Origin of the sequence: Arthrobacter sp. TS-15, from assembly GCF_006964045.1 — a bacterium.
Classification (GTDB): Bacteria; Actinomycetota; Actinomycetes; order Actinomycetales; family Micrococcaceae; genus Arthrobacter.
This window is the reverse complement of the sequence record NZ_SDXQ01000065.1, coordinates 1-12,588: the sequence shown is the minus strand read 5'-3', so window position 1 is coordinate 12,588 and position 12,588 is coordinate 1. Positions and strand designations below refer to the sequence as shown.

Sequence of the window (12,588 nt, the reverse complement as noted above, 5' to 3'; positions counted from 1 at the left end):
CTTAGTCCGGTAAAAAAACCGGTAACGCGTAGGCGCGTTTCCCGGGGGCTGCTCTGAGACGACCAAACCGTTGGCCCTGATCGCGGCCGCGAGGTCGGCGTTGCCGGAGGGGTAAACCCGGTCAAGGCCTCCGGCTGCAACCGCGATGGTCGCCGGTCCGGTGCCGGTAAAGCCAGCAAGCGCGCCACGGTGGGCGTGCGCGTCGATGCCGTAGGCCAGGCCGGAGACAATGCAGATTCCACGCTGGGCCAGTCCATGGGCCATCTCACCGGTGACAGCTGCGCCGTAGCTGGTGGAATCGCGGGAACCGGTCAACGCTGCCGCGCGCTGTACCGCGGGGATCCCGTTGGTGATGTTCCCGACGTACCAGAGCCCATACGGGGCATCAGGCAAATCATCGAGGCCGATGGGCCAGTGTTCGTCACCGGGGATAAGGAAACCTCCGCCCAGTCGTTCGATGGTGGCCAGATCCCTTTCCGCGTCCACGTCCGGGACCCGCTGCGCCCAGCGGCGCAGCCCTTCAGTCAACTCCGCTTCCGTGATGTGGCGGAAGGTGTGGGGCGATTGGGCGCCGGTTGCTACCCTCAGGGCCGCGTAGGCGCCCAATGCTTTGACAAGCTCACGGCCCGTGGAGTCCTGGGAATCGAAAAGACGAGTAAGGGCGGCACGTGCAATACGGTCGTTCATGGTTTTGGGTCCTTTGCAGAGGATTGGTGACGGAGCGGTGTGACCTGGCCAGCTGCGGGTCTCCCCTCCCCCGTTGTTTTTTGGTTGCTGGCAAGCTTGCTTGCTCGGCGGCCGACGGAGCCCTGTCTACCCATAGGGCAAGGTGTGGGAAATTCCCGGAGGAAATAAGCGACGCAGGAGCGCCGTAGGGACATTTCCTGCACCGCAGGCCCCGGAGCCTGCGGAGGGGCTAGACGGGGTGGAGCGGACACATAGAATCCGAAGGACAGCAGCCAAAAAACGTCGTAGACACACAGGACCGGACACGGCGGAGCTCTGCGACGTCGGGACCGGGCCCAACAGCCGGCCACGGAGCGAAGCGGAGTGGACGCCCTTGAACTGGTTGAAGCGCAGCGGAAACCAAGGCGAGCCCCGCGAGCCCGCTCCGCGCAGAAGCTACGAGACTGGCGGTTGGCTGTCTCAGGTTCTCCGGGTTGAAACCGTGGCTATCGGTCTTGTACTTTTTGCTTTCATCGTCCGTTCGCTGGACTAGCGCGTAGGGAAGGCAATTTATTGAGCACCGCGAAGGTTTACCGGCCATTGAATGGGCGAACGCAGATAACTCTTCCTTTTCAAGGTGGAGGCCGAAACTACGAGTTGCTCAAGGAAATTTGTGGTGAAGCAACCAGGCCTAAGTACGAAAGGCCGATCTTCACGGTAGCTTCCAACCACACTACAACCGTGATCAATGGGCTTGCGGAGCGGTTTGACCGGGTGGAGGTGACGCTGGAGGGCAACGCCCGGTCAACGTGCGTCAGCGCCTGCTGGGACGCCGATGCCGACAATGTGGCTGACTGTGTTTGCGGCTGCGCGGGTAAGAACCATGGGACGGGAGAACCAGAGGGCGCTTACACGATCGCACCTGGGCTAGTCATTGAGAATGAAATCACAACCCACACATATGTAGTCGGAGGATAGCGTCCCAACTCATGGCTCGCTTGCCGTGAGTCAAGCAGAAATCTGCGTAGATGTGACGAAAGAGCCGGCCCACCGGGCCGGCTCTTTCTGTTTTCTCTGCAAAAGAAATTTGTAGGTGCAGCGTGGTCGCTGCCGTGCTTCACAGCTCGTCTAGGCGGTGGTCTTCCAGGGGCCGGTCAACTGGTCCCGTGACTGGTCCGGCTGTGAGTAGGCGCAGTTCCAGGACGTCTTCGGCCGGGCTTGCGTCGGGGGCAATGGTGTCTGCCTCGGTCATGCGAATCTGATCGGCCACAGTAGGGGTCCTGCCTTCGGGTGTTGGACTGCTTGTCCTTTCACCGTATCGGCTGTTCCTGCGGTTTCACTGGAAAGTGGCTACGCCCGCGGCAGCGTCATCGCGGCCGGCGGAGCGTAGCGGGGGAGGCCGCGCGCACCTGGGTGAGATCCCGACGGTTAAGGCCGGACCCTTGGTGTGGGGTCCGGCCTTATCCGGTTAGCGGCCTATCTTGCGGGCATAGGCCTTTTTCGGATCACGCACGCAGTCAGCGAGTAGGCCGCGGCTGACCAGATCGGTCATGAGTTCCGCGAACCGGTAGCCCTCGACGTCCTCCAATGCGAGCTTGAAATACCGTCCCGCGAAGCTGGACTTTCCTTTGAGCCATTCCGTCCAGCCGATCACGCTTAGCATCGGGGCGCGTTGTCCTTCGGGGGTGACTTTCATCAGCTCGAAGACAAGTTCCTGGGCGGTGTCCACGCGGTTCCAGTCGGGACGGGCAATGAACACACCGAGCAGCACGGAGGTGAACTGATCGGGGGCGTTGGTGATGATGTCCGCCATCAGGTAATCCCGGGTGATGGGATGTTGTAACGCTCCTGCCAGTTCCAGCGCGGCCTCGTGGGTGAGTCCTTTGGGGTTTTCAAGGAGTTCAGCCCATTGGGTGCGGCGTGCTTCGGTGTCCTCGGGCCATCCGTCGGGCTTGTGCGCGGCGATCGTTTGGCGTGCTCCATCCTCGCCGGTGAATGGCTCCGGGGTGGTGAATCCGGTGACGTTGCTTCCCCGGTAGATGAAGGCGGTGTTGCCGGTGCTGTTGGTGATCTCGTCCAGTGAGCGCTCGGGGCAGCAAGCGCTGTCTGTGCACAGGTAGTTGCTCCACACTTCCGAGGTCACTATCCATGCGTCTTGCAGGGGCATCCGTGCTGTCTTCAGCTCGGTCCGCAACGCTTGAACGTGCTCGGAGAACGGGCGGGGTTCGGCCGTGGTGTTCTCGTCGGTGTAGATGACCAGCAGGGTCCCTGTTGCCGCTTCGTCGGCTGTTGCGTAGCTGACGACGGTTTGGGCGAACGCCTTGGGTTCGAAGCAGAGCGGGGCATCAAGGCGCAGCGTGGCGCCGAGTGCGTTGCCCTGCATCGTGATCAGGACGAAGGATTCCTTGGGGGTCTCGCCCAGCATGTGGGGGACGTAGGCCAGGATGTCGGCCGGGGTGCTGATGTTAATGCGGTCGTTCATGGTTTTGTGTCCTTTGCAGAGGATTGGTGAGGGAGCGGTGTGACCCGGCCAGCTACTTTCTTTCCTCCCCCGTTGTTTTTTGGCTGCTGGCGAAGCTTGCGGAGCTGTGGCCGACGGAGGCCTGTCTACCCTTGGGCAAGGTGTGGGAAATTCCCGGAGGAAATAAGCGACGCAGGAGCGCCGTAGGGACATTTCCTGCACCGCAGGCCCCGGAGCCTGCGGAGGGGCTAGACGGGGTGGAGCGGACACATAGAATCCGAAGGACAGCAGCCAAAAAACGTCGTAGACACACAGGACCGGACACGGCGGAGCTCTGCGACGTCGGGACCGGGCCCAACAGCCGGCCACGGAGCGAAGCGGAGAGGCCGCCCTTGAACTGGTTGAAGCGCAGCGGAAACCAAGGCGAGCCCCGCGAGCATGCTTGTTCCCTGGCCACCGGGGATCCGACCAGGTCAATCCCGGCCAGGGTTTGCCGCACGCACCCGGTGAGTAGTGCCGGCTCTGGGCGGGAACGGCGGTCCGCCGCCGGCAACCACCCACCAGAGCCGGCCACCTGCGGCGGACCGCCCGCCCACACGAGGCGAACGGCCCACCCTCCGGTCTACTCGCGGCGGTCGTGGAGCGGGATGGCTCCGTACTGTCCGGCTGCGCGTCGAAATCGTGAGTCGCTGCTGAAGATGAACGTGCCGCCGAACATGTACCACGGGGCTGTTTCGTCGTCTGGGGCGACTGGCTCGGCGTGGGTCACGGTTTCGCGGTGGAGGCTCTCGTTTTTGACGAGCCGGACGGCGGGCCGTTCCTCGGTGGCTTCGAAAACGGGGTCGATGCCCTCGCCGATGACGGTTACCTCCATGACGCGGGCGGAAATGCCCTGATTGGAGAAGTCCGTGCCCAGGGCGTCGCGGTAGATCAGGGCGGTGATGCCTTTGGGGGCTGTGGTGGCGTTGCTCATGTGCTGGCTCCTTTGAAGTGGTGGGCGCTGTACTGCCCGGCTCTGGCCGGGCAGTACAGCGGTTCTCAGTTCCTGCTAGTGGAAGGTTGGGCGGTGTTCTGCGGCGAACAGGACGGCCACGGCTTCGTTGTGCCAGTCCAGTGCCGCATATTGCCGGGTGGTGGTCAGCTCGCCGGGGTTCACATTCGCCTCGGTGGTGACGGCTGCAGCCATGCCGCGAATGTGCGCGGCGAGGTCTTCGGCTCCATCGCTGCTGTAGGCCACGGGGGATTTCTCCACGATTGCGGCGAGGGTTTCGAGGAAGACCACGGTTTGGGCCGGGCTGTTGGCGATGCTGCGGTTTTCGGTCATTGTCATTTGTCCTTTGCTGGTTTGGTGCCTTGCCGGGCGGCGGGGGTCCGCCCGGCAAGGAGTCGAGGGTTGTTAGGCGGCGGCTGCTGGTTGGAACGTGGGCGGGATGCGGTAGCGGCTGGGAAGCTCTGCAGCGGCTTCGGGCAGGTCTGCCGGGCCTTGGGCTTGCCCGTTCTTCCAGTGGGAAAAAGCCTCTTCCGTGATCGCGTCCCAGAATCGGGCCTTCGTCCGGTAGACCGACGTTTTCACGTCGCCTTCGCAGTAGGTTGCCATGCCGAACAGGTTTCCGATCGCGTCGGCGGTGCGGGTTCCAGCGACCATGACGTAGGGCCACTGGCCGAGGTCCCAGCCGTCAGATCCCCAGCTGGGGATCACGACCCAGCCATGTTCTGAAATGACGTCCATCCAGTCGTAGCCGTCATTCAAGTGGTAATCCACGAGGACGGGCACATCGTGGATGGTTTCGCCGGTGTCCTCGGTGGTGATCGTCTGGACGCTGATTGCGTTCATGGTTTTGTGTCCTTTGCAGAGGATTGGTGAGGGAGCGGTGTGACCTGGCCAGCTGCGGGTCTCCCCTCCCCCGTTGTTTTTTGGTTGCTGGCGAAGCTTGCGGAGCTGTGGCCGACGGAGCCCTGTCTACCCATAGGGCAAGGTGTGGGAAATTCCCGGAGGAAATAAGCGACGCAGGAGCGCCGTAGGGACATTTCCTGCACCGCAGGCCCCGGAGCTTGCGGAGGGGCTAGACGGGGTGGAGCGGACACATAGAATCCGAAGGACAGCAGCCAAAAAACGTCGTAGACACACAGGACCGGGCACGGCGGAGCTCTGCGACGTCGGGACCGGGCCCAACAGTCGGCCACGGAGCGAAGCGGAGTGGACGCCCAAAGGGGTGCGAGCCCCGCGAGCATAGTGGCCTCAGGGGCTAGGCTGGCCTCAATCTTTAGGATGGGATACCTGAACCGTGGAGCTACTCATTGGAAGCGTTGTTGCGGGAGTGGCCTTCCTTATCGGTGTTCTCGTGGTCGTAAAGCGCAAAGCGCTCAGCAAATTGATGGAAGGCTCTCAGCAAGCCAGGTTTGGTAAGACGGGCACCAAGTTGATGCGTCGGCCGGAGCCTGGGTACATGGTCGTTGTCGGGCTAGGCGCCGTCCTCATTGGAGTGGCGATAGCGATTGTGTTGGTAACCCGCTGACTTCGTAGGAAGGCTCATGCGGAGTCCAAAGGCAACCCGGGCCGGTAGGGCGGGCCGCCGTGTGGCAGCCCGCCCCGGATCCGGTTAGCTTTCGTCTTCCTTGGGGACTTTTGTGTTGGCGCGGTACGCCATGATCGAAGCTCCCAGTGCTGTGAGTGAGAGAACGAAGTTCACGATGTCCAGTGGTTCCATGAGGTTTCCTTATCGGTGAGTAGGACTTAGTCTGAGAAGGAGCCGGTGGCCGCAACCGAAGCGGTCACGACCACCGGGTTTCGTAGCTACACCTACTTCCTTGCTTTACGCTTACGCTTCCGAGTTGCAGCTCGGGAGCGTTTGCTCTTTAAGCGCGCGTTCCGCAGGGAGAGTAGAGCGATGACAGCTGTCATCAAGCTCACGACCGAAGTCGCGAGCTTGATCGCTTCGTCGATGCTCATGTAGCCACCTCCTTCCTGCCCCGCCGTGCGAGGCCCCCGCTGATCCAGCCGGTCGAGGGTGGGCCGTCAACCCCGAAGAGTGACCGGGGAATCCCGCGAAATAAGGGAGCGCAGCGACCGCGTGGGATTGCCCGGTTGCGTGGGTTGACGGGTCGGGCCCCCGGACGGCTACGATCAGTGGCCTTGTACGGAGAACAACCCAGCCACATGTAAGGCAAAAGAAGCTATTACAGGCCGAAGCGCAGCGAAGGTCCGTTCTGGTCTTGGTCCTTTAGGCTGGGGCCATGGACGAGTCCATTCCACGGGAACTGCAACCACCGGTGGCTGTTGCACTGGCGAAACTCGTCAAGACATTCCCCGGCCCGCGGGCGCTGCCCGGCCTCATATATTCAGAACCCAAGTGGGATGGATTCCGCACGATCATTCTGAGCGATTCCGACGGAGTGACTCTGTGGAGTCGGCAAGGCAAAGAACTCTCCCGCATTTTTCCCGATCTCTGCGCAGCGGTGCGGGTCCAGGTACCGCCCGGCGTTGTCCTGGACGGCGAAGCAGTCGTATGGAACGGGGACCGGCTGGACTTCGAGGCGCTGCAGCGCCGCATGGTCAGCTCCCGGACGGCTCTGCCCGCCCTGGTCCATGAGCTGCCAGCCTCCTTCGCCGCCTTTGACGTGCTGGCCGTTGCCGGGCAGGACATCCGGGGCGTCCCGTTCACGGGCCGCCGGCAGCTGCTCGAGGAACTGGCCCGGGACTGGACCGCCCCCTTGAACCTCTCCCCCACCACCACGGACATGGAAGTGGCCAAGACCTGGTTGAAGGACCTGCCCGCCACAGGAGTAGAAGGGCTGGTCTTCAAGAGCGGATCAGAACCCTATCCGGCCGGGCTGCGCTCCTGGTTGAAGCTGAAGACAAAAAGCACTTTGGATGCGGTCTGCGCGGCCGTGATCGGGCCAATATCGCAGCCGCAGGCGATCATCGTCGGCTTGCCGGTCGATGGGCGGCTGCGGATCGTTGGCCGGTCCACGGTCCTCTCGACACGGGTAGGGCGTGAGCTGGGCCGCCAGCTCAGCCTGGCACAGCCAGGGCATCCCTGGCCGGAAGAGATAAGCGAGACCTCCCTGAATAGATTCAGCAAAGATAAAGGGCCGGTTCACCTGACACTGGTGGAACCGATCGTGGTTGAGATATCTGCCGATGTTGCGTGGACCGGTAAATCCTTCAGACATGGCATCGGTTACATACGCGTTAGGCCTGAACTGGACCCTGTCGACGTCGAACTCCCACCGCACCTCCAAAACCGCTAACGCTTCCTAGTCGCGGTGGACGGGTTGTGCCCACTGGGGGCAGGTGGAGCCCTCCGCACAGCTCAAAGCTGTCCCCTATTGGTGTGCAAGCCGTCCCCGGTGCCCCCGACGGCTATTTCGTCGGTCCCTTGGAGTACAGTTAACCCGAACATATATTCGAATAAAGGGCGTGTTGTGGGCGTGATAGTTGGCCCCCGTGTGTTAGATGCGGGACTCTCTCTGGTGACAGCTCTGCTGGCACCGGTAGCGGTGGCCGCCGGCTATCCCTCGCCCGCCCAGGACTACTTCGACGGCCGGATCGACCTCAACGAACACCTGGTCAAGGACGTCACCAGCACCTTCATCGTCCGGGTCACCGGGCATTCCATGGAACAGGCTGGCATCAGCGACGGTGACGAGCTGGTGGTGAACCGGGCACTGGAACCCAGAGACGGTTCCGTGGTGGTGGCGGTCCTCGACGGGGAACTGACGATTAAGCGACTGCGGATCACGCCCTCGGGCGTGATCCTGCAGGCCGACAACCCACGCTTCCCCGAAATCGAGGTTCCGGCCTTGGCTGAACTGACGATCTGGGGCGTGGCCACGAGGTGCCTGCACCATGTGTAATGCGCGCTTTTCCGCTAAACGGGAACTCGGTGGCGTCAATGTCTAAGCCTGCGGTAATGCGCCGGATGCAGGAAATCGCGCACGTGGACGTGAACTGCTTTTATGCCTCGGCCGAGCGCGCTTTCAACCCATCCCTGGAGGGTAAACCGGTCATCGTGCTCTCCAACAACGACGGCTGCGCGGTCACCCGCTCCCCCGAGGCAAAACGCCTCGGCATCGACATGGGGGACCCGTGGTTCAAGCTCCGGCCCAGGGCCAAGGAATGGGGTCTGGTGGCCCTGTCGAGCAACTACGAGCTGTACGGGGACATCTCGGCCCGGGTGATGGAGCTGCTGGGCCGCTATTCGGCCTGGCTTGAGGTGTACTCCATCGATGAGGCGTTCCTTGGAGTCAACGGTGAACCGGACGAGCTGCTGGCCCTGGGGCGTGAGATGAAGGCCGCGTGCCGGCGGAACGTCGGCGTGCCGGTCTGCGTCGGAATCGCGCCGACGAAAACGCTGGCAAAGCTGTGCAACAAGTGGGCGAAGAACAACCCTGCTTTTGGGGGCGTGTGCCGGTGGGAGTCAGTGCCTGCTGAGCAGCGCGAAGCGCTGATGGCAAAGCTGTCCGTGGTCGAAATCTGGGGTGTGGCCACCAGACTCACCAAGCGCTTGAACGCGATGGGGATCTTCTCGATTCTGGACCTGACCCGGGCGAACCCGGTCGCGATCAGGGACAAGTTCTCTATTGTCATGATGCGGACCGTCCTGGAACTGCAAGGAACGCCGTGTATCCCGATGGAAGAGGAACGGATCGGCCGGGACCAGCTGATCTTCTCCCGGTCCTTCTCCACCCCGATCACCACCACCGCGGGTTTGCGGCAGGTCATGAGCGTGTACGCGCAAATGGCCTCGGCACGCCTGGCCAAACACGACCTGCAAGCGAAAGTGCTGACGGCGTTCGCCGCGACGTCGCACTTCAACCCGCACGAAAGGTCCTTTCCCTCGGTCTGCCTGGCGCTGCCGATGCCGACCGCTGACCCGGTGTTGCTGACCCGGGCAGCCCACGCACTGCTCCCCCAGGTCCATGAGGGTGTGAAGTACGTCCGGGCCGGGATCATGGTCACCGACCTTCGCCCGTCCGGGAACCAGAAACCCCTGGAGCTGTTCGAGAACCCGCACGAAGAACGCGGCATCGGGATCCTGCTCGAAGACGTGGCCAAACGGTACGGACGCGGATCCATCGGGCTCGGCCATGCCGGGATCAAGGGCGGGCCGGACTGGTCCATGAAACGCGACATGCTCTCCCCCAGGTACACCACCCACTGGGACGAACTCCCCCTCGTCAAGGCCGCCTGACCCGGCGCCAAGGTAAGAAAGGAAACCGCAATGACTCTTGCACCTGAATCACCCACGACCGGCCATGCCGTCGATGTCCGGTTCAGCCCCGACGGCACACCGTTGGCGATCCGTCACGACGGCCGGATCTGGATGGTCGATCCCGACGTCCACACCGTTCACTGGTTCACCAGAGACGCATGGTGGGAAACCCGGGCCCGGGCAGCAATCGGCACCGGCGATCTGGTCAGCATCGAACACTGGCAGGTCCAAGCCAAGCTCCCCTCTGCCAATGCCGAACTGCGCACGTTCATGCTGCGGCGGGAACCGCTGGCCACGGCGTGGCAGCTCGAATCCATCAGCTAGTGCCGGCTGACTTGTACCGTTCCCCAGTCCCTGAGCAGCTGTGGGAACGGATCCGCAACGAATTCAGCCTCCCGAGCTTGGAGCAGGTCCGCGAAAGACTCTCTGCCATGCACGAGGATCCTGAACCGGTGATGCGGCAGCTCGTCCGCGTCTTCATTGGAGAGGGAGGGACCTATTGCCCTGGTTACCAGTTCCGGCCTGACCTGAACATGGATCCGGTCGTGGTGGAACTTTTCGAACGTGCCATGGAGCTGCGGATCCCACACAACTATTTCGCGCTGTGGATGATGGTCCCCTCCCCCGGCCTGCAAGGATCACGGCCCGTGGACCTCCGGCGCAGCGGCGAGGCATCGACCCTACTGGCGGTGCTCGAACGGACCTTCACGATCGCGGCAGCCTAGGATATGGGGGTGAAAGTGATCCTGACCGTAGAGGCCGGCAACGGCGAACTAAGCCACGTCGAGGCCGAAGGCAAGACGTACGAAGAAGCCAAAACCGCCGCCGAATCAATGATCCCGGAAGGCTCCAAAGCCATTGTCCTCCGCACGGACTAGCAAAACCCGCCCTAAGAGCCGGGACAAGCGAACCGCGGAACAGTCCGCCCAGCTGATAGCCAAGTTCTACAAAGACCACGGATACTTGCCCACCCAGCACACGCCTTCCTCCGGGGAACACAAACGCCTCGCGCTGGCCCTTGAGCGGCTACGCCGGCTCAAAGCCGCTGGGGACCTCCCCGAAGATGCCGCCCGAATCCTGGATCAGGTTTATCCGAAGTGGACTGCCCGGGCTGATCACGCCGGTGAGCGCTGGCAACGCACGGCAGAGGACTTCATTGCCTGGGTCACGCAGAACGGCCGGTTCCCGAGCGCGTCTTCTGACGATGAGGCAGAACGCTTCCTGAGTCGGTGGTTGTTTCGGCAGCGTTATGACGCACGCCGGGAACGCTTCCCGGCTCGCGTGCGTGAGCTCGATGCCCGGTTGCCTGAATGGCGTGAGACGTTTTCCGAGCAGGAACGGCGCTCCTACGTCGAATCGGCGCAGCAGATAGCTGCCTATGTTCAGAAACATGGCAGGTTGCCCGCCCCCGATGACACGAGCGGGAGCGAGGCCGAACGCCTTGCAGGAGTTCTGTTGGTTCTACGGAACCAACAGAGGCGCGGCCTGCTCGCCAAAGAAGCTATTCGGACGCTCGATGCCGCCTTCCCCGGGTGGCTGGACGGAATGTCGCTCAACGTCGAACGACATTGGCAAAAGCGGGCCACCGACTTTATCGAATGGGTCAAGGAGAACGGAAGGCACCCGCACCGCAGCGCCTGGGACCCCAAAGAACGGGCACTGGCCGGTTGGGTCGCCAGACAACGGGTCCATGCAAAGAAGCGCCAATACCCTCACCGCATCAGAGAACTCAACGCACGCCTGCCCGAATGGAACTGCCCACCCTAGACCCGGCCGACACCAGGCAGGGTTACTTGTCGGCCCAGCGTTCGTGAGCGGCTTGGCGGCTGATCCCAGCGGCGTGGCCGATATCCGCCCAGGAAGCGCCCGCTGCTTTCGCGGCCGCGACAGTCTTATCCAGACGGTGCGCGGCCTGACGGTACTCCCTCGCCGCAGCCTCCACGCCAAGGATCGCTTCAGACGGTGCGATGTGGATCATCCACTCGTCCTGAACGGCATCCTCCACACGTTCGGAAACATAAGCTCCGCCCCCCGGAGGGCAGTATTCTCTGCGGGAGGCGAAATCAGCCTCTTCAGGCGTGAGCACCCTTTCCCACAGCTCTCCCTGCCACCCACAGGTGCAGGCACCACGCCAGCTCATAATCAGGTCATGAGGAACGATCTCCTCATCGGGGTAAAACTCCCCTGCTGACGGGTAGTTTCCGGTTATCCCGTGGAAGAGTATTCCCGCACCGGTTGAACTGCCTGAGAGCCGTCCGTCGGGTGCAATCTCAGCCACCCAGCCCTCATGTTTGAAGTCGTTGGATGTCCAGCCCATGGGCTTCCTGCCTTCCTGTCAGGGTTTCCTGACAGGAAGTCTCTCAGTGACCTCTGACAATAACCAGAGCCGCCCTAGCGTGAATCGCTCCGGGGACGTTCTTGCCCTGGCGGGACTTAGTGTTTGGTGTCCTTGGCTGGCGACTCGTTCTTGGATCCCGAGTCACTGTCGCTGAACTTCCCGTTCTTGTTCTGGATCCGCACTTCGCCGTGCCCGCCGCCGGTGTTCTCAACAATTTCCTTGGCCCTCTTCTCGGCGGCCTTCTTAGTGGGTTCATGGGCAGAGACCCGTTTGGCGTCTTCTTTCTTGACGTCCCAGCCACCGCGATCGCTGTTGGGGACTACGTACCGGTCGTTGTCATTGCCTTTGGCCATTTCGATCCGCTCCTTCACGACGTCAACTGATTTGGGGCCAGCCTAACGGCCAATGAATGCACCGCCCCTCTATATGTGCCCGTTTAGTGGCAATCGTGACGGGAAAATTGAAAGATTTTCAGGAGTCGGTCCCGATCACTCAGCCGCTTCAATAAGCTCAGGACCATTATTGCGAACGCTGTTGACGCGCGTGCTGACGATCCGCGGCGTCAGGGTTGGTTCCGGCAGGGAATCGAGCAAGTGCTGGACGTCGGCTTTGTCGGTCAGGTCAGGGTCGAGCCATTCCGCGAAGCGGTCCTGCGGGATGATGACCGGGGACCGGTCGTGGACGTGTCCCAGAGCGTCCTGGGTGACTGTGGTCAGGACCGTGCAGGTCAGTAGCCACCGTTCCGGATCATCCTCGGGCAACGCGGGATCAGGCCAGAACTCGTACAGGCCGGCGAAGCCGAGCAATGGTTCCTTCTCGGAGAACAGGTAGTTCGGAATCTTCTTGCCGTCCTCGGTCTTCTGCCATTCGTAGTAGCCCTCGGCGGGATTATCCGGTATTCGGGGCGC

Annotated in this window: 16 protein-coding genes; 7 read left to right on the top strand and 9 right to left on the bottom strand. The window is 62.3% G+C overall.

Features of this window, described 5'->3' with window-relative positions:
• The 6 genes from EU811_RS22190 to EU811_RS22170 all read right to left on the bottom strand — a co-directional run.
• On the bottom strand, positions 1–687 hold a 687-nt coding region (locus tag EU811_RS22190; RefSeq protein ID WP_142940433.1), incomplete at its 3' end, for a DNA-processing protein DprA.
• A gap of 1,096 nt (positions 688–1,783) precedes the next feature.
• Entirely contained in the window at positions 1,784–1,936 is a 153-nt protein-coding gene (locus EU811_RS23830; RefSeq protein ID WP_165450227.1) for a hypothetical protein, read from the bottom strand.
• Positions 1,937–2,134: 198 nt separating this feature from the next.
• Positions 2,135–3,148: a DUF4192 domain-containing protein gene (locus tag EU811_RS22185; protein ID WP_142940432.1), complete on the bottom strand. Its 1,014-nt coding sequence runs from the start codon at positions 3,146–3,148 to the stop codon at positions 2,135–2,137.
• A gap of 601 nt (positions 3,149–3,749) precedes the next feature.
• Complete coding sequence (locus tag EU811_RS22180) at positions 3,750–4,100, bottom strand: hypothetical protein (RefSeq protein ID WP_142940431.1); 351 nt, start codon at positions 4,098–4,100, stop codon at positions 3,750–3,752.
• 75 nt (positions 4,101–4,175) lie between these two features.
• On the bottom strand, positions 4,176–4,451 hold the full coding sequence (locus EU811_RS22175; RefSeq protein ID WP_142940430.1) for a hypothetical protein: 276 nt from the start codon (positions 4,449–4,451) through the stop codon (positions 4,176–4,178).
• Positions 4,452–4,523: 72 nt separating this feature from the next.
• On the bottom strand, positions 4,524–4,961 hold the full coding sequence (locus EU811_RS22170) for a hypothetical protein (protein WP_142940429.1): 438 nt from the start codon (positions 4,959–4,961) through the stop codon (positions 4,524–4,526).
• Positions 4,962–6,361: 1,400 nt separating this feature from the next.
• On the opposite strand from EU811_RS22170, the gene EU811_RS22165 reads away from it, so the two are divergent.
• From EU811_RS22165 to EU811_RS22140, 7 genes are all read left to right on the top strand, one after another.
• Positions 6,362–7,378 carry an ATP-dependent DNA ligase gene (locus EU811_RS22165; protein WP_142940428.1) on the top strand — a complete coding sequence of 339 codons (1,017 nt, stop codon included), beginning with the start codon at positions 6,362–6,364 and terminating at the stop codon, positions 7,376–7,378.
• Between the two features lie 174 nt (positions 7,379–7,552).
• Positions 7,553–7,984, top strand: a complete 432-nt coding sequence (locus EU811_RS22160) for a LexA family protein (protein WP_142940427.1) — start codon at positions 7,553–7,555, stop codon at positions 7,982–7,984.
• Between the two features lie 38 nt (positions 7,985–8,022).
• Positions 8,023–9,321: a Y-family DNA polymerase gene (locus EU811_RS22155; RefSeq protein ID WP_187697286.1), complete on the top strand. Its 1,299-nt coding sequence runs from the start codon at positions 8,023–8,025 to the stop codon at positions 9,319–9,321.
• A gap of 30 nt (positions 9,322–9,351) precedes the next feature.
• Positions 9,352–9,666 (top strand): hypothetical protein, encoded by a 315-nt coding sequence (locus EU811_RS22150; RefSeq protein ID WP_142940426.1) that lies wholly within the window; start codon positions 9,352–9,354, stop codon positions 9,664–9,666.
• Positions 9,666–10,067 carry a hypothetical protein gene (locus tag EU811_RS22145; RefSeq protein WP_142940425.1) on the top strand — a complete coding sequence of 134 codons (402 nt, stop codon included), beginning with the start codon at positions 9,666–9,668 and terminating at the stop codon, positions 10,065–10,067. Before EU811_RS22150 ends, EU811_RS22145 begins: the two co-directional genes overlap by 1 nt.
• Before the next feature lie 9 nt (positions 10,068–10,076).
• On the top strand, positions 10,077–10,220 hold the full coding sequence (locus tag EU811_RS23705; RefSeq protein ID WP_162520271.1) for a hypothetical protein: 144 nt from the start codon (positions 10,077–10,079) through the stop codon (positions 10,218–10,220).
• The gene (locus EU811_RS22140; RefSeq protein ID WP_142940424.1) at positions 10,201–11,109 is read left to right on the top strand and encodes a hypothetical protein; all 909 of its coding nucleotides are present in this window, start codon (positions 10,201–10,203) and stop codon (positions 11,107–11,109) included. Before EU811_RS23705 ends, EU811_RS22140 begins: the two co-directional genes overlap by 20 nt.
• Before the next feature lie 22 nt (positions 11,110–11,131).
• On the opposite strand, the gene EU811_RS22135 is transcribed toward EU811_RS22140, so the two are convergent.
• From EU811_RS22135 to EU811_RS22125, 3 genes are all read right to left on the bottom strand, one after another.
• A complete protein-coding gene (locus EU811_RS22135; RefSeq protein ID WP_142940423.1) occupies positions 11,132–11,659 on the bottom strand; it encodes a hypothetical protein in 528 nt (175 codons plus the stop codon).
• Between the two features lie 116 nt (positions 11,660–11,775).
• On the bottom strand, positions 11,776–12,033 hold the full coding sequence (locus EU811_RS22130) for a DUF2188 domain-containing protein (RefSeq protein ID WP_142940422.1): 258 nt from the start codon (positions 12,031–12,033) through the stop codon (positions 11,776–11,778).
• Positions 12,034–12,168: 135 nt separating this feature from the next.
• Positions 12,169–12,588, bottom strand: a 420-nt coding sequence (locus EU811_RS22125; protein WP_142940421.1) for an SOS response-associated peptidase, incomplete at its 5' end; no start/stop codon positions are given.